Origin of the sequence: Lacihabitans sp. CCS-44, assembly GCF_024343735.1 — a bacterium.
Taxonomy (GTDB): domain Bacteria; phylum Bacteroidota; class Bacteroidia; order Cytophagales; family Spirosomataceae; genus Leadbetterella.
In genome coordinates, this window is sequence record NZ_RJUE01000061.1 from 108,894 (window position 1) to 134,055 (window position 25,162).

The following is a 25,162-nucleotide window of genomic DNA, read 5'->3' on the forward strand; positions in this document are numbered from 1 at the left end:
GCTACTTGATATTTTTCAGTAATCAAAATTATGTCTTGAATCTCTATTTTGTTTTCAAATGTGGAGTGTTTTATTTTACGGTTTGTTTATTAATAGTTCTGTTTTTTTACTGGTGAAGAACTCAAGTTTCAATTTGCGAACATAATAGTTAAAATGCTAAGGAATCAAAACAAAAAAGAGGAATAATTATTCCTCTTCCAGTTCTATTTTATCAAAAAAATCAATGTGCTTCTAACCAATTTTTACCCACACCAATTCCGGTTTCTATTTTCACTTTCATCGGTATGGCGTTGACCATATAGTAATCCACTTTTTCTTTTAAATAATCAATTTCTGAAATATGGGCATCAAAAACCAATTCGTCATGTACCTGTAGAATCATCTTTGATTTCAGCTTTTCAGACTTCATAAAATCATGAATATTGATCATGGCCACTTTTATCATATCTGCTGCTGAACCTTGTATGGGAGCATTTATGGCATTTCTTTCTGCAAAACCTCTATTGGTTTGGTTTCTTGAGTTGATATCTCTCAAATAACGCCTTCTACCTAAAATTGTCTCTACATATTCGGTTTCACGGGCTTTGTTCACGCATTCGTCCATAAATGTTTTCACATTTGGAAACTGTGTAAAATAAGCATCGATGATGTCTTTTGCTTCTCCTCTTGGAATGCCCAATCTTTGAGCCAAACCAAAGGCTGAAATACCGTAAATGATACCAAAGTTTACCATTTTGGCTTTTCTTCGCATGTCAGAACTTACAGCGTCTAGCCCAACTCCAAATACTTTCGCAGCCGTAGTAGAGTGAATGTCAATGCCTTGATTGAAGGCTTCTACCATACTGGTGTCCTCACTAAAGGCCGCCATTATACGCAATTCTATTTGAGAGTAATCGGCAGAAAGTATCAAATGCTCACTGTCTCGAGGAATAAATGCCTTACGGATTTCACGTCCTCGCTCGGTTCTTATTGGAATATTTTGCAAATTCGGATTTGTAGAACTCAAACGACCCGTAGCCGTAACTGCCTGGTTATATGAAGTATGTATTCTGCCAGTTTTTTTCGAAATCAACTGTGGAAGTGCCTCAACATACGTACTTTTGAGTTTGCTCAATTCCCTGAAATCCAGTATTTTCTTTACGATTTGGTGTTCGGCTTCGTAGTTGCTCAACACATCTTCGCCAGTGGCATATTGGCCAGTTGGGGTTTTCTTTGGTTTATCGTCAATTTTCATTTGCTCAAAGAGAATCTCTCCCAATTGCTTGGGCGAACCCACATTGAACTCCATACCCGCAATCTCAAAAATCTCAGATTGAGTAATTACCAAATCTTTGTGAAGCGTATCAGAAAGGTCTTGAAGAGCTTGAACGTCTAGCTTTACACCTTCACGCTCCATGCTACTCAAAACACTCACCAAGGGTACTTCTACTTCATAAAGCAGTTTTTCTTGAGAGGTTTTTTTGAGTTCCTTGTCCAAAATAGTTTTGAGCTGCAACGTAATATCAGCATCTTCTGCGGCATATTCTTTAATTACCTCCAAAGGAACATCTCGCATATTTCCTTGTTTTTTGCCCTTACCGCCAATGAGCGTTTCTATGCTCACTGGCTCATAATTGAGGTAATTCATGGCCAAATAATCCATACCATGCCTTTGTTCGGGTTCAACGATATAGTGAGCCAACATCGTATCGTACAGTTCTCCTTTGAGTTCCATACCATAATTGCTCAATATCGTCAAGTCGTATTTCAAGTTTTGAGCAATTTTCATGATTTTCTCATTCTCAAAAACAGGCCTGAATTCTTCCAAAACGGCTTTGGCTTCTTCAAATCGAGGTGGACAAGGTACATAATAGGCCTCTTTGGCTCTGTAAGCAAACGAAAGTCCTACGATTTCGGCATCTACTGCATCAACGTCAGTGGTTTCTGTGTCAAAACAAATTTCGTCTTGGGCCATCAAATATTCAATCAGTTCGGCTCTTTGCTCTTTGCCTTCTATCAGATAATAATCATGTACTACTGAATTGATGGTGTCTTTTTCTTTGGCCTCTTTTACTTCTTCTTCCTCTTCTGTTGCACCAAAAAGTGAGATTTGATTGGTTTCCACCTTTGCCTTTACTTTTGGCTCAGGTTTGTTAATGTCCTGATTCGTTCCATCTGATTTTATCAATCTGGTCTTTAAGGTTCTAAATTCCAGTTCGTCCAATAAAGCCGAAAGTTCTTCAGTGTTTGGCTCACACATTTTGAGGTCATCTTCGTCAAATTCAACGGGCACGTTAATATCTATCCGAGCCAAATGTTTCGACATTAAAGCACTTTCTTTTCCAGCCCTAATTTTCTCACCTATTTTGTTTGGAATCTTTTCTGCATTTTCTAAAATTCCTTCAATCGTATCGTATTCTTGGAGCAATTTCACCGCAGTTTTTTCGCCCACTCCCGGAATTCCGGGAATGTTGTCCACTTTATCGCCCATCAAACCAAGCATGTCTATCACTTGGTCAATTCGGCTGATATCCCATTTGGCAAGAATTTCAGGAACTCCCATCACTTCTATACCATTGCCTAAAAATGCGGGTTTGTATAAGAAAATATGCTCATCTACCAACTGCCCGTAATCTTTGTCGGGCGTGTACATAAACACGTCAAATTCGTCTTTTGGGGCTTTTTTTGCCAAAGTGCCAATAATGTCATCCGCCTCAAAGCCGTCCAACTCTATCATCGGGATGTTCATTGCTCTTACCAATCTTTTCACCAAAGGAATGGCCACCGAAATATCTTCTGGCTGAGCTTCTCTATTGGCCTTATATTCAGGAAAATCCACATGGCGAAAGGTGGGAGCTTTGGTGTCAAAACATACGGCAAAGTGTGTTGGTTTCTCTTTTTTTATAACCTCAAGCATGGTGTTGGTAAATCCAAAAACAGCACTGGTATTGAGACCAGTAGAGGCAATTCTTGGATTTTTGATAAAAGCGAAATGAGCCCTGTAAATCAAGGCCATGGCATCGAGCAAAAACAATTTTTTAGAACGCATAAGAACTTATTATGATATAATGATTAAATTCGGCTTTAAATAAAAAATCAAAATACGGAAATTTTGAACAAGGATAAAATCTATTTTGCAATATTACTATTTTTTGTTGCAAATTTAAGCTTCGGACAAGCACCTGCTCGTCGAGAATTTCAGACGGGAAATACTACACAATTGATTTTGAGTGAAACTGCTTTGCCAACCAAAAATTATGATTTCACCACTTCAGATTTGCAAGTAAAATGGCATTTATTGATATTGGACTTGATAGAGCAAACCACGGGTTACACACCTTTGGTAGCCGCACGATCGCTGGCTTATATAGATTTGGCTGCTTATGAATCTATTTTGCCTGCTTATTCAAAACGAGCATCACTATCAGGACAACTGCAAGGTTTCGAAAAGCCCAAAGAATTTGATATAGACACCACAGATTTTATCAAAGAAATAGCCTTAAACAATGCTCTTTTTGCCACTGTAGATAAGTTTTTTGTGGCAGCTCCATTTATTTGGATGGAGAGAATCACGGCATTAAAAGACTCTGTCGATGCGAAATTTTCTATAAATCAATCGAAATTGGCTATTATTAAGTCTAAAAATTATGGCGTTTCGGTTGCCGAAATGGTGATAAAATATGCAGACAAAGATGGGGGCAAAGACGCTCAATTCAGAAGTTATGATTTAAACTACCGACTTCCTTCTTGTGAGTCTTGTTTTGAAATAAACCGAGTGGCAGATTTGGAAAACACTGGGCCTTTGCACCCCAAATGGGGAAAAAACAGGACTTTTTTAGAGGACAATCAAACAGATTTTGACATAAAACCAGATTTTGAATACTCCAAATACAAGGATTCTCGATTTTATAAAGATGCTTTGGAGGTTTACAATGCCTCAAAAGAGGTAACAGCTGGTTCTGATAAAATGAATATTGCCAACTTTTGGGATGATGCAGCCACCTTTACTTATACAGCGGTTGGCCATTCGGTGTCAATTTTAACCCAATTGTTAAGAGCCAATCCAGTTTCGATAGATTCCGCTGCAAAGTTGTATGTTTCGCTTACTTTGGGTCTCAACGACGCCATGATAGCAGCTTGGAAGTCGAAATACAAACACAATCTGATTCGACCAGGAGCTTATATCAAAAAATACATAGATTCTAAGTGGGAACCAGCCATTCTTACCCCACCATTTCCTGAGTTTCCATCGGGGCATTCTGTTCAATCTGCTACTATGGCTACGATTTTAACCAAATTATTGGGCAATAGTGTCAGTTTTACGGATTATTCCAAATACTGGGTAGGAGAACCTAAGAAATTCAACAGTTTTTGGGAATCTGCCAACGAAACCAGTATTTCTAGGTTATATGGCGGTATACATTTCAGAGAAGCCCTCACCAAAGGCCAAGAAATGGGCAAAAAAGTAGGAGAGAATGTGTTGAAATTGAAGTTTGAGAAGGAATTATGAAAATTTAAATTTAGGTAATGATGAAAGATTTTTCTGCATTTTTCAATTTTCGGAAGACTTTCTTACCTTGTCTTAGGCTTTTGCCACTTTTCTTTATCTTAATTTTTTCGCATTCGACTTTTGCCCAAAACATCGTCAGAGGTAAAATACTGGATGCAAGAACTTCAGAAGGAATGCCTTTTGCCAATGTCTACATTGCTAACTCTACAAAAGGAACACAAACTGATCAAAATGGTAATTTTCAACTAAGTAACGTCCCTTTAGGAAATATTCAATTGTTGGTTTCTTATGTGGGTTACCAAAACTATGGACAGACCATAAAAGTTGACGAAAACTCACAATTGGAGTTAACCATCAGAATAAAGGCCAACGAAAATACATTTACGGAAATCGAAGTAAAATCTAAACGTGATAAATCTTGGGAGAGAAAGCTGAAAGATTTCAAAAGGATATTTCTTGGACAAAATTATGATGCCAATAAATGTAAAATCATCAATGAATGGGTTTTTGACTTTAAAGATATCGAAGGAGGATTTTCGGCTTCGGCTTTAGCTCCAATTGAGTTCGAAAATCGCAGCTTGGGTTATCGCGTTTATTATGATCTGAGAGAATTTGTTCAACAAAGAGGTAGCACGTTTTATTTTGGGTTTCCACGTTTTGAGGAATTAACTCCAGCAGACAAAAAGGAGTATAATCGTTGGATGCAAAACAGAAATGAAGCCTATTTGCGATCTCCAGAGCGATTTTACCGCAGTGTATATAGACAAAGTTTGGAGCAGGATGGTTATATAGTTTTTGAGATGGATAGTCAGACAGAATGGTATTCGAGTGCCAAAAAATTTCATAAGGCGTTGAATATTATTGATGATAAAAATGTTTCGAAAAGGTTAATTATTCAAGACCAAAGGAATAAGATTTTGAAACTCAGCAAGCCTTTGGAAATTATCAATGGAAAGATAAGTACAACTTCAGATGCCCGCATAAGAAGCATGGATGGCCGCATAACAGAGATTTTGGAAGATGGCTGGGTAAATAATCCAAGAGCTATAGAAATGGGCGGCTTTTGGGCTCTTCAGGGTGTTTCTGAGCTATTACCCAGAGAATTTGCAACTGAAATAGAGAAAGGGAGTGTTTTGTCAGAAACCCGAAAGAGTGATTTTAATAAAGTCTATTTGCATATAAACAAGCCTGGTTATGTGACGGGTGAGAATATCTGGTTTAGTGCTTATGTTTTTGACTCGGATAAAAAAATAAGTAGAAAACATATGCCATTGTATGTTCAGCTACATGATGATGCTGGAAATTGGGTAGCAGAGCAGATTATTTTTAGTTCAAATGGAAGAGGTGTTGGGTATTTACATTTGCCAGATTCTCTCAAAAGTGGCGTTTACAGACTCAGAGCCTACAACCGAGAAATGCTCAATTATCCAACTACTATATTTGATAAACAGTTGGTTATTCAAAATCCAAAAGATGATTTTAGAGTTTTGAGCAATTTGAGGAAGCTCAATGAAAGTGAAATTGGCAAGTTGACACTGGAGGTAGAAACCAATAAGGAGACTTACCAGCCCAACGAAACTGTTACCCTAAAACTAAAGCTAAAAAATAATTTTGGAGAACCAGTAATGGCCTCAATGTCTGCCAGTGTAATCAATCCAAAGTTCTTAGTATCTGATTTGGAGGAATTTAATATAGATTCTTATGTGGCAAACACACTTCAAAAGCCCGAGACGATTGGTAGTTTTTTTGCTTATGAACCCAACATTTCTGTTACGGGCAAAACTTTTGATTTAAATACCCAAAAAAGTATTCCAAACGCCAAGATAATCTTTATGTTCACTGGGGCCGATGCTACAACATCTAGATTTATTGAGGCGGACAAGGACGGTAAATTTCGAATTACGGACCTGGATTTTATTGGTAAAAACATGTTGGTTTATCAGGTGAACTCAAAGAAAAATGAGCCTTTAGAGCATGCTGTGGTACTTATTGATAAGTTTCCTGTAGCTATGCAGATAGCCAATACTGTTAGCCAAAAGGCTGAAATGAGTGAAGAAACTAGAAAGGATTTTGAATGGCAACAAAAATTTCCTGATGGAATTTCAAATATAAAAAACACAGAGGTTTTTGTGGCCGAAAGTAATGGAAAAGAGGATCAAATAGACTCCGATGCGGGGGTAACCAAAATATATGGTGAGCCAGACTATTATGTAAATTTTGATAAGCAAATGAATTTTACGAACGTCTATGAAATGTTGCAAGGGAATTTGCCGGGTGTAAAAGTAGAAAAGACACGGAATTTTTATAAGGTTTTTGTGAGAGGAATAGGCTCATGGAATACCGGTCAATTAGATCCATTATTTTTAGTGGATGGTGTAGAAATGACCGATTTGAGTTCCATAAATCCGAACGATATTATCAGGATAGAATTATTAAGTGGCGGAAAAGCGGCTATTTTTGGAATGAAAGGCTCAAACGGAGTGATTGCTTTTTACACCAAGAGGTTTGCCGAAAAAAAGGCTGGTTTGCAATTTACCAAAAATGAAACCATAAACGGTTATCAAAAAGAAATTGAATTCCAACAGCTTGATTTCGAAAAGGTTGGGCTTGCTTTGGTCGAAGATAAACGCAGTGCCGTTTACTGGAATCCCGAAATTATCTTAGATTCCAAAGGCCAAGGTCAGTTTAGTTTTAAGGCTTCAGGTGTCTCAGCAAGGCTAAAAGTTGTAATTGAAGGTGTAACTTTATTTGGTTTTACGGTCAGAAAAGAATTTGAAGTTCAGGTTTCAGATAAATAGTTAGGCTGGCTTTTTTTGCATCTATTCGTAATAAAAACTATATTCGTAATCAAATCTATTTTCGCAATTCAGATTTGTATTTATTCAACCCGTAAATTCTTTTTAATGCCCGCAATATACCGAAAACGCCTTTTTGGAGTTGTTTTTTTTGTGTTTTTAGTGAGTTTTCAAACCTTTGGTCAGGAAACCACCGACCTTTTAAAAGTGGATGGTGGTTTTGATTTCTGGAAGTTTATAGGTCGATTTCATATCGTCATCGTTCATTTTCCCGTAGCCATATTGCTTTTGGCTGCTTTTTTAGAAATACATACAATCAAAAATTTCTATTCGAAATACCGTCCAGCCATCAATTTATCTGTGGTTTTTGGATGTATTTCGGCTATTTTTTCGGCTGTTTTCGGATATATTTTGGCACAAAATGAAGAAATTTCAGGTCAAACCTTGGATTTGCATCAATGGGGTGGAATTACAACGGCTGTTTTGAGTTTTTCAACGCTGTTTTTTCTTTTCTTGGTTTTGAAAAAGAGTCAATCAACTAAAATATCCCTTTACAGATATTCTCTTTTCGCAGCTTCTTTGGGTGTGATTTTCACTGGGCACTTTGGCGGTTCATTGACGCATGGGGACAACTATTTTAGCTTCATAAATGAAAAAGAAACTACAGAAAAAAGCGAGTTTTTGTCTTTAAATACAGATTCGGATAGTCTTTCTAAAGAAAATCAGGTAAAACTAATAGGAGAGGTAAGGGCGATTTTTGCTCATAATTGTTACAAATGCCATAGTTCCAATAAACAAGAAGGTAAATTGCGACTCGACCAAAAGGAGTTCGTTTTTGCTGGTGGAAAACATGGAAAAATTATTGAGCTAGGTAATCCAGAAAAAAGTGAGTTATCCAGAAGAATTTCTTTGCCTCGAAATCACAAAGAAGCCATGCCTACAAAAGGCAAGGCTTTGAAAGCTGAGGAAATAGAATTGATAAATTTCTGGATAAAAAAAGGTGCTCCTTGGCCAGATGGCTCCTTGCAACCCATGCTGTTTAAAGTGGCTAAAATGGAACCCAGAAAGCCAGCTCTGCCCGCTCCAACGGGCGATTTGAAAAATCCGATTGATTTGTGGGTAAATGAATATTTTAAACAAAACGAAATAGAATGGAAACCAAAGGTGGATGATCGTACTTTTTTGAGAAGAGCATATTTGGATATTGTTGGACTTTTACCCACCGCTTCACAAATTATTGCTTTCTCCAAAGATCAAAATCCTAACAAAAGGGCTTCCTTGATAAAGCAACTTTTGGCCCAAGATGAGGAATATACACAACATTGGTTGACTTTTTGGAACGATGCTCTCAGAAACGATTATACTGGGCCGGGATATATTACCAATGGCAGATACAATATTACAGATTGGCTCTACACGTCTATAAAGCAAAATAAACCTTATGACCAGTTTGCCAAGGAATTGCTCTCCCCGAAAGAATCTTCTAAAGGCTTTGTGGAGGGTATTCAATGGAGAGGAACCATCAATGCCAGTCAGCGGGTAGAAATGCAAGCCGCCCAGAATGTTGGACAGGTGATTTTAGGCTTAAATCTCAAGTGTGCATCCTGTCATGATAGTTTCATAAGTGACTGGAAATTAGACGATGCCTATGCTTTTGCCAATATTTTTGCAGAAGAAAGGTTAGAAATAAACCGCTGCGACAAACCAACCGGAAAAATGGCAGACACAAGGCTGCTGTGGCAAAACTTCGGAAATATAGATTCTACAGCTTCGAAGGCGAAAAAAATGGAACAAATGGCCAATCTTTTGGTACAACCAGTAAATGGCCGAATGTACAGAACGCTTGTGAATAGGGTTTGGAAACAGATGATGGGGAGGGGAATTATAGAATCACCCGACGAAATGGACAATGAGCCGTGGTCACAAGATTTATTGGATTGGTTGGCCTCAGATTTTGCAGAAAAGAAATACGACATCAAAGAGTTGATTTATTTAATTGCTACTTCGAAAATCTATCAGTCACCATCAGAAAGTGTTAAAAGTACCAACTTGCTTTATGACAATAATTACAGATTTGGTGGCATGACCCGAAGAAGACTTTCGGCTGAACAGTTTTCTGATGCGGTTAGTCAAATCATTACACCGATTTTTACGATAAAAGACATGAAATATTCGGGAACGAAGCCTAATGTTATTAAACCCGCTTTTGCAAGAGCATCTTTGGTGGCTAACAATGCTTTTTTGACGGCTTTGGGTAGACCAAATAGGGAGGTGGTATCCACAAGCAGAGATAGCCAAGCCAGCCTTTTGCAAGCTTTGGAGTTGACCAATGGTGAAAGATTGACGAATGTTTTGGCGAGAGGTGCCAAATATTGGAAGGCCCAATTTAAAACTCGGGATGTTATCATTAGAGTATTGTTCAGCAAAGCTTTGGGTAGATTACCCAGCAAATCTGAAATGAAAACCGCCCAGTCTGCTATGGACGAAAATCCAACTATTGAGCAAATTCAAGACTTGTTTTGGGCAGTTTTGCTTTTACCTGAGTTTCAGCTTATTTATTGAAAATATTTTCTTTTGAACAAAAATTAAACTTTTAATAAAGTTTTGAAAAATAAATACTTTTGTTTCCTTTAATCACAAAAATGGCCGTTTGTAAAATTTGATCTAGACTAAATTTTATTAGAATTTGAAAGTAAAAAATCAAATTTTTCAAGAGGACTTATTTTTTGTGAGTGTTTTTTTTGGTTACTTTTTTTCAAAAAAAAGTAACTCCCCGCCGGAAAGGCGACGCAGAATATGTTTAAGAGTTATTTTATTTTAATTTTCATTTTAGCCAAGAATCTGCTTATAAGGTCATTACTTGGAAAATATTACCTTTTGCGTTTTTGCGAGAAAAAATAAAAATATGAAAAACAACAGAAGAGATTTCCTTAAACAAAGTGCGGCTACCATTGCCACAATGGCTGTAGGCAGTCCAATAAGTCAATTATTGACATCTTGTGGGGTAAAAAACACAGGTAATGCAACAGCAGAGTCGGTTATTGTGCTTTTTATGGCAGGAGGAATGGCTCACACCGAAACTTTTGACCCTAAAAAGTATACTCCCTTCACGAAAGGAATGCGTTCTGATAGTGTTTTGAGTACCTTTAAGTCTGTTCCTACAGCCTTAGATGGCGTTCATTTTTCGGAAGGTTTGGAATCCATCGGTAAAGTTTTAAATAAAGGAACTGTCATTCGCTCTTATGTGGCTGCTGATTTGGGGCATATTTTGCACACCCGTCACCAATACAATTGGCACACTTGTTATGAACCGCCTCAATCGGTTGTGGTGCCACATTTGGGTTCATGGATTGCCAAGGAATTAGGGCCAAAAAATGAAGTAATCCCTCCATTTATTAATATCGGTCAGCGGTTTGACGTGGGTGAAGGCGAAGAACTCAAGGCTTTTCATAGTGCAGGGTTTTTAGGAAGTGAATTCGGACCTTTCATGATTCCTGACCCGACCAAAGGGCTTGATAGCGTGCGTCCGCCTGTTGGAATGTCGCTCAAACGGTTCGAAAGTCGTAACCAATTATATGAAAAACTCGTGAAAGAATCTGCCATGGGTGAGTTTGGGAGCGATTATCAGAAAGAATCCTTGAAACGCTCGATGGAGCAAGCGTACATTCTTCTAAATTCACCCGAAGCAAAAGCTTTTGATTTGAGTCAAGAACCTAAAGAAAAATACGATGTTTATAATACTGGAAAATTTGGCTTGGGTTGCTTGATGGCCAAGCGGTTGATTGATCAAGGAGCGAGATACATTACCGTTACGACAGAATATGTACCTTTTGAAGGCTGGGACACCCACGAAAACGGCCACACGAGATTAGTGGACATGAAAAAAATGATAGATGCACCTATAGCTCAATTAATAAAAGATTTGGACGAAAGTGGCAGGTTGGAAAAAACCCTAGTAATAGTTGCCAGCGAATTCAGCCGAGATATGCTCATGGAAGGTCGTCCAGACTTGCGAGTTTTGGACCAAGTGGATCAACCAGACGTGATTGAAGACATTAAAAACTATGGAATGCACCGCCATTTTACCGATGGTTGCTCCATGTTGATGTTTGGTGGAGGTATAAAAAAAGGAAGCGTTTTTGGTAAAACAGCTGACGAAAGACCCTGCAAAACTGTCGAAAAACCCATAAAAATAGCTGAAGTACACCAAACCATTTATCATGCCCTTGGTATAGTGCCAGACACCAATTACGAAATAGAAAAACGGCCATTTTACACCACGCCAGATGGCAAAGGGAAAGTGGCGATGGATTTGTTGGAGAAGAAAGTTTAGGTTTTTTGAAATGTATATTTTATTAGGAATAATTTAACTTTACTTTTTTTGTCTTTAAGGTTTTTTACCATCAATTTAGGAAACTTAAAATATAATTTTTTTGAATAAAGCTTCAATATTTCTTAATTGATGGAAAATTGGCAAAATGGACTTCTAGTTTTGGCTTGAATTTAAAAGTTAAGATATTTCCTCAGCTTTCAATCTCCATATCTATATGGCAATTATACTTTATAACTAAAAGTTATATCATAATAAAATCTATCGATTTGTCTTATGATTGATTTCTATGGATATTTGTATAAATTTATTGTAAAATATCACTGAAGTCATTTTTATATTAAAATCAAAGTGATTATTTAGTGTATGTTTTAATAGAAGCTCTGTTTTAATCTTAAAATAATTATTTACTAATGGAAAATTATACTTCCTCAGACTCTAATGGTGCAGGCAAATGCCCATTTAACCACGGTGCTGTAAATCAGAGTGCAGGTGGTGGCACCAGAAATCAAGATTGGTGGCCAAACCAATTGAATTTAGGCATATTGCGTCAACATTCGTCTCTTTCTGATCCAATGGATCCAGATTTCAATTATGCTGAAGAGTTTAAATCATTGGATTTTGCTGCTTTGAAGCAAGAAATCTATGACCTCATGACCAACTCTCAAGACTGGTGGCCAGCAGATTATGGTCATTATGGCCCGTTTTTTATTCGTATGGCTTGGCACAGTGCAGGTACTTACCGTATAGCTGACGGTCGTGGTGGTGCAGGTGCAGGTGGACAACGTTTTGCTCCATTAAACAGTTGGCCTGACAACGGCAACCTAGACAAAGCACGCCAGTTACTTTGGCCAATCAAACAAAAATATGGTCGTAAAATCTCTTGGGCCGATTTGATGATTTTGGCTGGAAACTGTGCTTTGGAATCAATGGGCTTTAAAACTTTTGGTTTTGGTGGAGGTCGTGCAGATGTTTGGGAGCCAGAAGAAGATATCTACTGGGGTTCAGAAGGTGAGTGGTTAGCAGATAAAAGATACACTGGCGATCGTGAATTAGAAAATCCATTAGCGGCAGTGCAAATGGGACTTATTTATGTAAACCCTGAAGGTCCAAACGGAAATCCAGACCCAATTGCCGCTGCAAAAGATATTCGTGAGACTTTTGGTCGTATGGCTATGAACGACGAAGAAACTGTGGCTTTGATTGCTGGTGGACACACATTTGGAAAGGCCCACGGTGCAGGAGATCCAGGCCAATATGTTGGTGCTGAGCCAGCGGGTGCTGCTATCGAAGAGCAAGGTTTAGGTTGGAAAAACTCTTTTGGTACAGGAAATGGAGAGTTTACCATAACCAGTGGACTAGAAGGTGCTTGGACAAGTACACCTACCAAATGGAGCAATAATTATTTCTGGAATCTTTTCGGATTTGAATGGGAATTGACGAAAAGCCCAGCCGGAGCTCACCAATGGATACCAAAGCATGGTATGGCCGCTGATACAGTGCCTGATGCTCACAATCCTGAGAAGCGTCATGCTCCTATAATGTTTACCACGGATATTGCTTTGAGAATGGACCCAATTTATGGGCCGATTTCGAGACGTTTTCATGACAATCCAGACCAGTTTGCGGATGCTTTTGCCCGTGCGTGGTTTAAGTTGACACACCGTGATATGGGTCCTAAAGTGCGTTATGTTGGTCCAGAAGTTCCTGCTGAAGACCTAATTTGGCAAGATCCAGTTCCAGCGGTTTCTCACAAACTAATCGATGATGCTGATGTGGCTACCTTGAAAGGTAAAATATTGGCTTCAGGACTTTCGGTTTCAGAATTGGTTTCTACAGCTTGGGCTTCGGCTTCAACTTTCCGTGGGTCTGACAAACGTGGAGGTGCCAATGGTGCTCGTGTACGTTTGGCTCCACAGAAATATTGGGCTGTGAATAATCCAGTTCAGTTGTCTAAAGTTCTGGATGTTTTGGAAGGAATTCAAGCTGAATTTAACGCTACAGCTACAGAAGGAAAAGCTGTTTCGATAGCAGATTTGATCGTTTTGGGTGGTTCAGCTGGTATTGAGCAAGCTGCCAAAAACGCAGGTCAGGATATCACAGTTCCTTTTACTGCTGGTAGAACAGATGCTTCACAAGAACAAACCGATGTAGAATCATTTGGTGTGTTGGAGCCTTTGGCAGACGGATTCAGAAATTATAGAAAGGGTCATTATACCACTCCAGAAGAAAAAATGTTGGTGGATAAAGCACAATTGTTGACTTTAACACCACCAGAAATGACAGTTTTGGTAGGCGGAATGCGTGTTTTGAATACCAATTTTGACAAATCTCAACATGGAGTGTTTACGAGCAGACCAGAAAACCTAACCAACGATTTCTTTGTGAATCTTTTGGACATCAGCACAACTTGGAAAGCGACCTCAGCTCATGCGGATGTGTTTGAAGGCCGAAACCGCAGTACTGGTGAATTGGTGGCTACAGCTACACGTTCAGACCTTATTTTTGGTTCAAACTCAGAGTTAAGAGCATTGGCGGAAGTTTATGGTTGTGCAGATTCTCAAGCTAAATTCTTGAAAGATTTTGTGGCGGCATGGACAAAAGTGATGAACTTAGACCGTTTCGAATTGGCTTAATTTAATTAAGATTTATAAGTTTCAATGGGTGGCTTGATTTTCAGGCCACCTTTTTTTTGTAACAAAAATGAATTTTCATGAGCTACAAATGGCAATGTTTTAAGTTGGTTTTTGGCAGAATGTAGAGACAATTTTGCTTTGGTAAGAATTAAATTTTCCTTAAATTTTCAATAAACAAATTTGTGTTTTCTAGATTATGTATTTAATTCTAGTAGAATGTAATTTATTGATTTTCAATAAATTGTGTTACATTTATGTAGCATTAAAAATAGCTTAAAACCCATCGTTGATTCCTTCTTGATATATTGGAGCGTGTTTTTTTTCATCTTTAGTACTTAGATTTGCATAGATATTTTACAAAAACATAAGAAACAAATCTGAAATAATTTCTGAAATTCATTTCTTAACATTTGAAAAATATTTACCCATAATATAAACGAATTTTTAAATCATTAAAACAAATTAAAATCATGAAAAAATTATTGTTGTTGATGCCCGCGTTTATAGTTGCAGCGAGCTGCACAAATCCAAAATCTGAAGTAAATACTCCAGCTGTGGAAGATGCTGTTGTAGATTCTACCAGTATCAAAGAAGCAGAGAAAGTTGCAGAATCAAAAAGTACAGATGCTGATAATCAAGGTGCGGCCGTGTCTTCGTCTAGTGAAAATAAGACAACGACAACAGCTAGTACTCCTGCTGAAAAAAAGAAGTGGTCTAACAAGAAAAAGGGTGCTATAATAGGAGCGACATCAGGTGCAGTGGCAGGTGCGGTAGTTTCTAAAAAACGAGTAAAAGGTGCTTTAATCGGTGGTGCAGTTGGAGCAGGTGTAGGATTGGGTGCAGGTGCTATTTTGGATAAAAAAGAGAATAATTGATCAAAAGCTGATTTTTTCAGTAGTTCAGTTTACCGTACAAAAAAGGTGATTTTAAAGAAAATCACCTTTTTTGTGTTTAAGCTTTATTTTTCTTTTGAATATTTTGCCGATTTACAAATTCTAAAAAAAACTATTTTTTTGCAGGAACAACCGTACCCATAGCCAATGCAGGAGCAAGGTTATCAAACCAAATATTTGTTTGTCTGATCTTTCCGTCGTCAATTTTAAAGACCGAATGCCACGGCACTTTTATATCTTTACCAGTTTTGTTGTCGTTGGCCACATAAGTACCCCATAGACTTACCCAGTCACCAACTAGGGGGCCTTCTGTTACTGTTAAGCAGCTACTAGCAAAAATTCCAGCATCTTGTTTCGTTCTGCTGGTTCCATTGTTTGCCCACTGGGTTTTAACTTGGGCAAAAGTTGCAGAGTCACTGGCGGCGGGGCCATAAGCCATAAAATTAGCCGTCACCATTTTTTCTGCTTCCCCACCATCGCCATTCAGAAGAGAAGCAAGATAACCTTGAGCCATCGCAATATTTACAGAATCATTTTCGGTTACATGGTAAATACGATTGCTATTTTCCGAGTCTTTTGGTGCATCGGCCACTGTAGATTTACAAGAATAGAAACTTACACTAGCAACTGCCAGCATAAAGATCAAATGGGCAATTGAACGGTTAATTTTTTTCATGATAGTTTATTTTTGGTTGTTTAAGAATTGAGAGTCTTGTAAAATATCTTATTATCAATACTTTACAATAATGAAAGTAATGTTAATAATTTACAATAAAAATAGTTTTCTATTTAACGGTAGATGAATTTTTTCTAGAAAAGAATAAATATTTGCTTTTGAGCTTTAAGAAAGTAAATTTGGAATTATTAGCATCCGACTAAATATTGAAAATCAAAGGCTCAAATCATAAATAACTGGTAATCAACAACCCCGAAGGGGTGATATTATTATAATAAAAATGATACTTTTGAATTAGAAACCCTGTACGGGTTTAATTTTCAAATAATTATGATGAGTTTCAGTTTTTTAGTCGGACGTCAGTAATTTGGAAAGAATAAAACGCATCTTCTTTCCTAAATTGAAACAAATTTTCCATTGTAATTTTTAAAAAACAAAAAAGCCCCAATCACTCAGGGCTTTAAAATTTTATCAGTGAAAATCTGTCAAATCAGCGTTATCAGCGTTCAAAAAAAAGTCGCTTCAATAATTCAAAGCAGGACTCAACCACCTTTCTGCTTCTTCTATCGATACTCCACGCTTTTTAGTATAGTCTTCTACTTGGTCTTTTTCTATTTTTCCTAGTCCAAAATACTTGGATTGTGGGTGAGAATAGTAAAAACCACTTACAGCAGAAGCCGGCCACATGGCTAAGCTTTCTGTTAAAGTAACGCCGATTGAATTTTCTACGTCCAAAAGTTTGAATAAGTCGGTTTTCAAGGTATGGTCAGGACATGCTGGATAGCCTGGTGCTGGTCTTATGCCTTGATATTTTTCTTTGATAATTTCCTCATTGTTAAGCGTTTCGGTGTTTGAGTAACCCCACAAGTCAGTTCTTACTTTTTTGTGTAAAAGCTCCGTGAAAGCTTCAGCAAATCTATCGGCTAATACTTTGAGCATAATAGAATTATAGTCGTCTAGATTGGTTTCGAATTCTTTTGCTCTTTCGTCTGCACCAAAAATACCTACCGCAAATCCACCAAAATAGTCAGTTTTGCCTGCCGAAACAGGAGCTATAAAGTCAGCCAAAGAAATATTTGGAACTCCATCACCTTTTTTGCCTTGCTGTCTTAGGTGCTGGAACTTCGCCAATGTTTGTTGCGTGTCAACTGTATAAACCGTATGGTCATGAGCTAGACTTGTACACGAACTGGTATGTCCTTCGTCGTTTTTCTCAAATCCATAAATGATTTGCGTGTCATCATTTTCAACATTACTCGGCCAAAAACCTACTACTCCGTTGGCTGTTAACCATTTCTCAGAGATAATTTGTTTCAGCATTACTTGAGCATCGTCGTATAGTTTTTGTGCTTCTACACCAACAACCGCATCAGTCAATATTTTAGGATAATGCCCATGCAAATCCCACGATTGGAAGAATGGCGTCCAGTCGATAAATTCGGCTATTTCTTTCAGACTATATTTCTCAAAAGTTTTTGTACCCAAAAACTGCGGTTTTGTAATTTGAGTGGCTTCCCAGTCTATTTTCAACTTATTCTGACGAGCTTCAGATATTCTGATATAGGCCTTGGCCGTTTGGCGACTTTGGTAATCTATTCTAAAACGTTCATAATCAGCTTTTACACTTGTAACGTAGTTTTCACTTAGCTCTTTGCTCAATAAATTACTCACCACGGGTACAGACTTCGAAGCATCCAAAACATGCACTACTGGTCCAGCATAAAATGGGTCGATTTTCACTGCAGTATGTACACGTGAAGTAGTGGCTCCGCCTATCAAAAGTGGCATTTTCATGCCTCTTTTTTCCATTTCTTTTGCCATATATACCATTTCGTCAAGAGAAGGCGTAATCAATCCGCTCAAACCAATGGCGTCCACATTGTGCTCAACAGCAGCAGCTAGGATTTTCTCGGCAGGAACCATTACCCCAATATCAATGATTTCGTAGTTATTACAAGCCAAAACAACGCCCACAATATTTTTACCGATATCGTGTACGTCGCCTTTTACGGTTGCGAGCAAAACTTTGCCATTGTTTGTACTCAAATCACCACTTTTAAGTTTTTCAGCTTCAAGAGCGGGCAGGAGGTAAGCCACCGCCTTTTTCATTACCCTGGCCGATTTTACCACCTGTGGCAAAAACATTTTTCCAGAACCAAAAAGATCACCTACCACATTCATGCCGTCCATCAAAGGCCCTTCTATAATGTGCAAAGGCACCGGATAAGTATCCAAAGACTCCTGCATGTCTTCATCGATAAACTCGATGATTCCTTTTACCAAAGCGTGTTCAATACGTTTTTCTAGCGGATAGCTTCTCCATTCTTGAGTGACAGTTTCAGCTTCTTTTGAACTACCTTTCAAGCCTTCTGCAATGTCCAACAATCGCTCGGTGGCGTCTTCTTTTCTATTCAAAAGTACGTCTTCCACCGCTTCCAAAAGGTCTTTCGGGATATCGTCGTACACCTCTAACATACTTGGGTTTACAATACCCATATCCATACCAGCACGTGTAGCATGGTACAAAAATGCCGTATGAATGGCTTCACGCACCTTGTCATTTCCTCTAAATGAGAACGAAACATTACTCACGCCACCGCTCACGTGAGCGTATGGCAAGTTTTCTTTCACCCATTTTGTGCCTTCAAAAAACGAAATCGCATTGATTTTGTGTTCTTCAATCCCTGTCGCAACTGGGAATATATTTAAATCAAAAATGATGTCCTGTGGTGGAAATTTAACTTTCTCTACCAACACATCATACGAACGTTTTGCTATTTCTATTCTTCGTGCTGTTGTGTCTGCTTGGCCGTCTTCATCAAATGCCATCACGATAACCGCCGCACCAAATTTCCTGACAATATTTGCCTGACGTATGAATTCTTCTTCTCCAGATTTTAGCGAAATAGAGTTTACCACACCTTTTCCTTGCACACACTTCAAACCCGCCTCTATGATTTCCCATTTAGAGGAGTCCACCATTATCGGCACTTTTGAGATTTCTGGTTCAGAAGCAATCAAATTTAGAAAGGTAGTCATAGACTCTATTCCGTCCAACATACCTTCGTCCATGTTGATGTCAATCACGTTTGCTCCGCCTTCTACTTGGTCTTGTGCCACAGAAAGAGCTTCTTCAAACTGACGATTTTTTATCAAACGCAAGAATTTCTTCGAACCTGTTACGTTGGTTCTTTCGCCAACATTCACAAATCCCAATTCTTTCGTTAAGGTCATCGGTTCCAAACCGCTCAATCTGAGTTGAGGTTCTATGGTTTTTGGTTGTCTTGGAGCAAATTCGCCAGCTATTTTAGCAAATTCTCTGATATGGTCTGGGGTAGTTCCGCAACATCCACCCAATATATTGATGTATCCTTCTTCTAAAAATTCACGAACTTGCTCCGCCATGTAGGCTGGAGATTCGTCGTATTGACCCATTTCGTTGGGTAAACCAGCATTGGGATACACACTCACCATACAATCTGCCACTCTTGAAAGTTCCGCCAAATACGGTTTCATGGCTCTTGCACCCAAGGCACAATTGAGACCAATCGACATCAGATTTCCGTGCGAAACGGAGTTGTAAAAGGCCTCAGAGGTTTGTCCTGTGAGTGTTCTTCCAGATTGGTCAGTGATAGTTCCTGATACCATTATTGGTATTTCGAAAGAAGCGTCTTTTTCTTTTCGTTCGTCTATAACTTCTGTAGCGGCATAAATGGCAGCCTTACAGTTTAATGTATCGGTTACCGTCTCTATCAAAAGCAAGTCTACTCCACCGTCTATCAGAGCATTTACTTGCTCTTTAAAAGCGACTAAAAGTTCATCAAAAGTAATGGCTCTAAAACCCGGGTTGTTTACATCTGGCGAAAGTGAGGCCATTTTGGTGGTTGGTCCCATTGATCCTGCCACAAATCTCGGTTTGGCCGGATTGGCTTTTGTGTATTCATCTGCGGCAATGCGAGCCAATTTGGCTCCTTCGTAATTGATTTCATACACCAAATCTTCCATGTGGTAGTCGGCCATAGCCACGGTTGTTCCACTGAAAGTATTGGTTTCTAAAATATCTGCTCCAGCGTCTAAATATTCTTTGTGAATAGCCAAAATGACATCTGGACGGGTGATAGAAAGCAAATCGTTGTTACCTTTTATGTCGTGCGGAAAGTCTTTGAATCGCTCGCCTCTGTAGTCTGCGTCCTCTAATTTATATCTTTGAATCATGGTACCCATGGCACCATCTAAAACCAATATCCTATCTTTTAAAACTTCTGTAATTTTGCTCATGTAGCCTTTCTCTGAATTTTTGTTCAAAATTAATAAATAAAAGATAAAAAAATAAGTGATGTTGTATAAATATAGATAAATTATCTATAAATGCTATTTTTTTTGAATACTTTATCTAAATTTGTCTTTCAAATCTCTGATTATGATAAAACTAGACGAAACCGACAAAGACATTTTGAGGTATTTGCAGCAAGATGCAAAACTAACCACCAAGGAATTGGCCAGCAGACTAAACCTCTCGCCAACGCCTGTCTATGAGCGTATCAGAAGGCTTGAAGACCAAGGTGTTATAAAGAAATATGTGGCTTTGGTGGATAGAGAAAAAGTAGGTCGAGACTTGATGGTTTTGTGCAATATCAGACTAAAAGAACATGCCCAAGAAGCAGGAGCGAAGTTTGTAAAAGCCATTGTCGGAATGTCAGAAGTGGTAGAGTGTTTGAATATTTCTGGTGATTATGATTTTTTGATAAAAGTTGTAGTAAGCGATATGCGTGAATATCAGTCGTTTATCATGAATAAATTGGCATCATTGGAAAATATCGGTTCTACACAAAGTATCTTCGTGATGGGCGAAATAAAGAATGAGACGGCTTTTGAGCCTGAGTGAGTTTTGTTAAAATCAAATAAATTAGTACTTAGGAAATCGCTAAAAATCAATAGTCGTCGAAATTGATGCTTTTACTTCATTGTTCTAACAAAAATTCATATTATTGTTAGTGAAAATAAACCTTAAACCATGAAGTTTAACCTAATTCTGATTTCTTCTCTTTTAGTCTTAGCTCTTATTTTTGTTCCCGTTTTCACTTTTTATTTTGATACCAATCATCCATTATCGGTTTTTCAAATTAGCACTTTACTTTTTTTAGCTAAACTGATGCTTGGTTTAGCTATTTTGGTTTTTATCGTTGGTGAAATCACTCAAAACAATAGTCAAGTTGATAAGCTTTGGAGTATTTTGCCGGCTGCCTATGTTTGGATAGTTGCATATGCTTCTGATTTTAATCCCAGAAATGGGTTAATGGCTATTTTAGTCACAATTTGGGCGGTGAGACTTACCTACAATTTCAATAGAAGAGGAGGTTATTCTTGGAAGTTTTGGGAAGGAGAAGAAGATTATCGCTGGGAAGTTTTGAAGCGAAATCCTGCTTTTAAAAGTAAAATTGTATGGAAATTATTTCATTTGTTGTTTATATGTATGTATCAGATGGCTTTGATTTTGCTATTTACATTACCAAGTATAGTGGCATGGCAAGGCAAAAATCCACTAGGACTTTTTGATTTGATTCTAACAGGCTTTTTTCTATTTTTTCTGATTTTTGAAACAATTGCGGATCAACAACAATGGAATTACCAAACAGTAAAATATGCAAAAAAAGCTGCGAATGAGCCGCTTGAAGGTGATTTTGAAAAAGGCTTTGTTGACACTGGATTATGGAAAAAAATGCGTCACCCAAATTACTTTGCTGAGCAATCTATATGGTTAATCTTTTATTTATTTAGTGTTTCTGCTACAGATAGGTGGCTTAATTGGTCAATAATGGGTATTGTTTTACTGCTTTTGCTTTTTCAAGGTAGTGCAGATTTTAGCGAAAAAATTTCCGCAGAGAAATATCCTGCATATAAAGATTATTTGAAGCGTGTTCCTAGGTTTTTACCAAAACTATGGTGACCTAAATCAGCCGAACTTGGGTTTTGAGTAATTTCAAATAATTATTAACCATAATAATTTTATAATCAGCTATTTAGTTTTTTTTGCAAAATTAGTTTTTTATTTAATGGTAATTTAGAAGATTGTGTTGCCTACTTTTGCGGCAATTTTTAATTAAACACAATCATCGAAAATGAAAAAAAATCTACTTTACTTCTTCTTAATTATTCCCTCTTTTGTCTCTGCACAATTAGATATTAAGTTGAATACCAGTGCGTTGTTGTCTAAAAAGCCAGAAATTGGACTCGAAATGGGCTACAACAAGTTTAGTGTAGAATTGGTCAATGGTTTTATTTTCCAAAAATGGGGCGAGGCTACTGTAATCGACAGTGAAGGCAACGAAACCGAAATTGGAGTAAAAAGGTACGGCTACAACGGCACACTTAGAGCCAATTATTACTTTAGTCCAACTGAAACACTAGACGGTTGGTTTGTTTCACCATTAGTTAAGTATCGCTCACAAAAAATTCAATTTGAAAATCCTATCAAAAATCAAAGATTGGGAGCCGGATTTACCTTGGGTAGGAAAGGCCTCATTACAGAGAAAATTGGTTATTTGGCCGAGGGAGGGTTTGGATATTGGTTTGTAAACAAGTACAAAGATAATAATGGCATGAATGCTCCAGTCTACAGAGATGTACCGTTTATAGGAGACTTACTCCAAAAAATGGATAAGTATATGGTGCCTTGGTCGGTAACCGTATTTTATAGAATAGGAGAATAATAAACATACAAAATAAATATAATGCAAAAAATATTAAAGGTAGTTACCGCTTTTTTACTATTCGTTTCTGTGCAATCTACTGCCCAGAGGGTAGATATAGACAAAGCTAAGTTTGTAATAAAAAGGACTTTTCTGCCTAGAAATCCTTTGGCTGAGGACGTGTTTTTCTATGGGGTCAATGTGAAGAATTCAGCATCTGTACGTCAATATATGCAAGAAGATGAAATAGCAAGTAGAATAAAAATTGATGGTTTTCAGAGAGCTGATGGACAACCTAATTCAGTGACTATAAATATGAATTTTGACGAGTTTATTGTAAGAAAAAATGAGCTCACTTCAAGAACTGAAGAAACCAAAGATAAAGCGGGGAAGGTAACTAAAAGCTATTATTATCGGATCAAGCTGACATATACTTTAGGAGCAGCATATGAAGTGAAATCTCCTGATAATAAAGATATTGTGAAATATGTGAATTATTACGATAACAGCGACTTAAAAGTTTGGGAGTCAAGTGAATATTCTACTTCAGCCGAGGCAAATAGATATTATAATGATAATTCAGCTTCTATAAGAGCTAATATTTTAACCAACCTTGTAAATGCCTTTACAAATAGAATTTCAAGCTACTTGCGTTACGAAATCGGATTTGCATCTCAGGAATTGAACGAATATTTTTGGATTCTTGATTCTAAAAAGCATGACGAATTTGAGAACAATCAGAAAATTACTAAACAACTGATTGAAGAAATGAAAAGGTTTACTGCTAATTCAAAACCTGAAAACGTTGACGAACATTTTAAGCCATATTTTGACTATTTTAATAAATTAGCAAAACTAGATATGGAGGAAAAAGGTAATAAAAAATTGGTTTATGCTGCCCTGTATAACTTATCGATTTTGAGTTATTATCTTGATGACCCCATTCAATCTAAAGTTATTGCAGAGCGTTTAATCAAAGATGATATAGACGAAAAAGATGGGAAAGAGTTGGTAAAAAATGCAGACTACCTGATAGATGTTTTCAAGAAAAACAATAAATTCTCGACGCATTTTGAACGCAAAATACCTGAAGCAGATGTTTCTCTAATACCTAAAAAGAATACGATATCAGCTACAAACGTTAAGATAGTAGAGGCTCCTGCTGCCCGTTTCTTAGAAGGGTTTGTCATTACTCTAGACGACAAGGAAGTCGAAGGGTATTTTTTCAATGAATTTGTAAATGCACCTTGGGAAGTGCAAGACGGCATCAGGTTTATACCTGCATCATTATTTAATGATGGCAAATATGATAAAAAATCTATTGAGAAATATTCTCCAAAAGAACTAAAAGGAATGGCTGTGGAGAAGAAGCTTTACATACCGATCTTGTTCAGTGATATTTCAAAATTGGCCAATGGAAGTCCGCTTGGTGCTACCTCAAAGAAGTATTTTATGGAAGTCATTAAAGATGGCAAATACAAATTGTTAAAATATTTTGAAGCACCTCCTTCTACAATGGTCTTTTCTGGCTCAATGGATGCTAAGCCAAATTTAGATAATCTAGAGGTATTCACTATTTTGCTATCTCCAAACGAAGAAAAGGGCAAAAGGCTTACTACCAGTACGTTAGAGGATGCATTGATGGCAAACAAGGTTGCATTTGATAAATACCAGAAGGGCGAGTTTTCGCTAAACGGAAAGCCCGTAAATGTAAAAAGAGATATGATTGACAGAATGACTGCGAAGTCTAGCTTAGACAAAAATATTAATCTGGAAGCAATTATGGAGGAATTAAACAAGAAATAATCTGCTAGATAATCTATTCCATATTGGCCGAGACTATTTTTAGTCTCGGTTTTTTTTGTTCAAAATATTATTTTTGAAGAACTATATCATAAATACCGTCTTTTCGAATATCTATTTTGGGGAGTTTTTTTCTACTTTCAAAAAACAAATATCCTTTCTGTAAAGTTTTCCAGAAGATGTAGCTTGGACTTTCTAAATGCTTATTTAATTTATTGTCAGTCATTTCAAAAGGAAAAATATGAACCGCAATTAGTTTTTGACCACCATTTCTAGCTTGAACGGCCAAAGTATAAACTTCTTTTATTTTATCATCCGTCAACGGCACGCAGCCTACAGTAACATCCGAGCCATGTATAAATATATCGCTTCCGGGTTTTTCTGTCCCCAATATTTTGTCTGAAGCATTTGGGTAATTTATGCCTAATGAAAGATAGAAACTACTCAATGGATTAAATCTGTCGATATGATAAAAGCCCTCTGGAACTTGTAAATCCCCTTCTGTACGTTTTGGTCCAAGTATACCCGATGAACGAGCCACATCATAAGTTTTAAGCAGTTCGAATTTTGATTTTGTATTTTTGCTTATCCAAATTTCAGTTTTTTGCTCCTCTTTAAAAACTCGGATGAATATCCGGAACTTCTCAGCATCAAAACCTTTATTCTTAATCAAAGTTTCTAAATCTGTCCATTTGGTGTCGTAAGCATCTTTTACTCTCTCAAATTTGAGCTGTTTTTGTTTGAAAGATTGGGCAGAAGTATTCAAAAGGAGTAAGTTTAGAATTATAATGAATGTTATTTTCATTTTGTGCCATTAATTATTGCGAAAATAAGATGAAACAAACTGAATT

The 25,162-nt window shown here is 37.4% G+C and carries 14 protein-coding genes; 10 read left to right on the forward strand and 4 right to left on the reverse strand.

Features of this window, described 5'->3' with window-relative positions:
* Positions 1–220 precede the first annotated feature (220 nt).
* Complete coding sequence (gene polA / locus EGI26_RS16855) at positions 221–3,028, reverse strand: DNA polymerase I (RefSeq protein WP_255080229.1); 2,808 nt, start codon at positions 3,026–3,028, stop codon at positions 221–223.
* Between the two features lie 63 nt (positions 3,029–3,091).
* On the opposite strand from polA, the gene EGI26_RS16860 reads away from it, so the two are divergent.
* From EGI26_RS16860 to EGI26_RS16885, 6 genes are all read left to right on the forward strand, one after another.
* A complete protein-coding gene (locus EGI26_RS16860) occupies positions 3,092–4,489 on the forward strand; it encodes a vanadium-dependent haloperoxidase (protein ID WP_255080230.1) in 1,398 nt (465 codons plus the stop codon).
* A gap of 17 nt (positions 4,490–4,506) precedes the next feature.
* Complete coding sequence (locus EGI26_RS16865; RefSeq protein ID WP_255080231.1) at positions 4,507–7,287, forward strand: carboxypeptidase-like regulatory domain-containing protein; 2,781 nt, start codon at positions 4,507–4,509, stop codon at positions 7,285–7,287.
* A gap of 105 nt (positions 7,288–7,392) precedes the next feature.
* Positions 7,393–9,846: a DUF1549 domain-containing protein gene (locus EGI26_RS16870; protein WP_255080232.1), complete on the forward strand. Its 2,454-nt coding sequence runs from the start codon at positions 7,393–7,395 to the stop codon at positions 9,844–9,846.
* A gap of 343 nt (positions 9,847–10,189) precedes the next feature.
* Positions 10,190–11,617 (forward strand): DUF1501 domain-containing protein, encoded by a 1,428-nt coding sequence (locus EGI26_RS16875; RefSeq protein WP_255080233.1) that lies wholly within the window; start codon positions 10,190–10,192, stop codon positions 11,615–11,617.
* 410 nt (positions 11,618–12,027) lie between these two features.
* Positions 12,028–14,250 (forward strand): catalase/peroxidase HPI, encoded by a 2,223-nt coding sequence (katG, locus tag EGI26_RS16880; RefSeq protein ID WP_255080234.1) that lies wholly within the window; start codon positions 12,028–12,030, stop codon positions 14,248–14,250.
* Between the two features lie 470 nt (positions 14,251–14,720).
* Positions 14,721–15,125 carry a YMGG-like glycine zipper-containing protein gene (locus EGI26_RS16885; RefSeq protein WP_255080235.1) on the forward strand — a complete coding sequence of 135 codons (405 nt, stop codon included), beginning with the start codon at positions 14,721–14,723 and terminating at the stop codon, positions 15,123–15,125.
* Positions 15,126–15,255: 130 nt separating this feature from the next.
* On the opposite strand, the gene EGI26_RS16890 is transcribed toward EGI26_RS16885, so the two are convergent.
* Positions 15,256–15,819: a nuclear transport factor 2 family protein gene (locus EGI26_RS16890; protein ID WP_255080236.1), complete on the reverse strand. Its 564-nt coding sequence runs from the start codon at positions 15,817–15,819 to the stop codon at positions 15,256–15,258.
* A gap of 522 nt (positions 15,820–16,341) precedes the next feature.
* On the reverse strand, positions 16,342–20,097 hold the full coding sequence (gene metH, locus EGI26_RS16895) for a methionine synthase (protein ID WP_255080516.1): 3,756 nt from the start codon (positions 20,095–20,097) through the stop codon (positions 16,342–16,344).
* Between the two features lie 142 nt (positions 20,098–20,239).
* On the opposite strand from metH, the gene EGI26_RS16900 reads away from it, so the two are divergent.
* The 4 genes from EGI26_RS16900 (at position 20,240) to EGI26_RS16915 (ending at position 24,314) form a co-directional block, all read left to right on the forward strand.
* On the forward strand, positions 20,240–20,704 hold the full coding sequence (locus tag EGI26_RS16900) for an Lrp/AsnC family transcriptional regulator (RefSeq protein WP_255050341.1): 465 nt from the start codon (positions 20,240–20,242) through the stop codon (positions 20,702–20,704).
* A 129-nt stretch (positions 20,705–20,833) separates the two neighbouring features.
* The gene (locus EGI26_RS16905; RefSeq protein ID WP_255080237.1) at positions 20,834–21,766 is read left to right on the forward strand and encodes a DUF1295 domain-containing protein; all 933 of its coding nucleotides are present in this window, start codon (positions 20,834–20,836) and stop codon (positions 21,764–21,766) included.
* A 172-nt stretch (positions 21,767–21,938) separates the two neighbouring features.
* Complete coding sequence (locus EGI26_RS16910; RefSeq protein WP_255080238.1) at positions 21,939–22,529, forward strand: DUF3575 domain-containing protein; 591 nt, start codon at positions 21,939–21,941, stop codon at positions 22,527–22,529.
* A 21-nt stretch (positions 22,530–22,550) separates the two neighbouring features.
* Complete coding sequence (locus EGI26_RS16915; RefSeq protein ID WP_255080239.1) at positions 22,551–24,314, forward strand: hypothetical protein; 1,764 nt, start codon at positions 22,551–22,553, stop codon at positions 24,312–24,314.
* A gap of 67 nt (positions 24,315–24,381) precedes the next feature.
* Here the strand turns inward: EGI26_RS16915 and EGI26_RS16920 are convergent, their stop codons facing one another.
* The gene (locus tag EGI26_RS16920) at positions 24,382–25,116 is read right to left on the reverse strand and encodes a murein L,D-transpeptidase family protein (protein WP_255080240.1); all 735 of its coding nucleotides are present in this window, start codon (positions 25,114–25,116) and stop codon (positions 24,382–24,384) included.
* Positions 25,117–25,162 lie beyond the last annotated feature (46 nt).

What these genes read in the sequence shown, in the direction of transcription:
- katG (WP_255080234.1), top strand. Translation starts at nt 12,028, where the DNA reads ATGGAAAATTATACTTCCTCAGACTCTAATGGTGCAGGCAAATGCCCA.
- polA (WP_255080229.1), bottom strand. Translation starts at nt 3,028, where the DNA reads ATGCGTTCTAAAAAATTGTTTTTGCTCGATGCCATGGCCTTGATTTAC.
- EGI26_RS16865 (WP_255080231.1), top strand. Translation starts at nt 4,507, where the DNA reads ATGATGAAAGATTTTTCTGCATTTTTCAATTTTCGGAAGACTTTCTTA.
- EGI26_RS16870 (WP_255080232.1), top strand. Translation starts at nt 7,393, where the DNA reads ATGCCCGCAATATACCGAAAACGCCTTTTTGGAGTTGTTTTTTTTGTG.
- EGI26_RS16885 (WP_255080235.1), top strand. Translation starts at nt 14,721, where the DNA reads ATGAAAAAATTATTGTTGTTGATGCCCGCGTTTATAGTTGCAGCGAGC.
- EGI26_RS16910 (WP_255080238.1), top strand. Translation starts at nt 21,939, where the DNA reads ATGAAAAAAAATCTACTTTACTTCTTCTTAATTATTCCCTCTTTTGTC.
- EGI26_RS16905 (WP_255080237.1), top strand. Translation starts at nt 20,834, where the DNA reads ATGAAGTTTAACCTAATTCTGATTTCTTCTCTTTTAGTCTTAGCTCTT.
- EGI26_RS16920 (WP_255080240.1), bottom strand. Translation starts at nt 25,116, where the DNA reads ATGAAAATAACATTCATTATAATTCTAAACTTACTCCTTTTGAATACT.
- EGI26_RS16900 (WP_255050341.1), top strand. Translation starts at nt 20,240, where the DNA reads ATGATAAAACTAGACGAAACCGACAAAGACATTTTGAGGTATTTGCAG.
- EGI26_RS16915 (WP_255080239.1), top strand. Translation starts at nt 22,551, where the DNA reads ATGCAAAAAATATTAAAGGTAGTTACCGCTTTTTTACTATTCGTTTCT.
- metH (WP_255080516.1), bottom strand. Translation starts at nt 20,097, where the DNA reads ATGAGCAAAATTACAGAAGTTTTAAAAGATAGGATATTGGTTTTAGAT.
- EGI26_RS16875 (WP_255080233.1), top strand. Translation starts at nt 10,190, where the DNA reads ATGAAAAACAACAGAAGAGATTTCCTTAAACAAAGTGCGGCTACCATT.
- EGI26_RS16890 (WP_255080236.1), bottom strand. Translation starts at nt 15,819, where the DNA reads ATGAAAAAAATTAACCGTTCAATTGCCCATTTGATCTTTATGCTGGCA.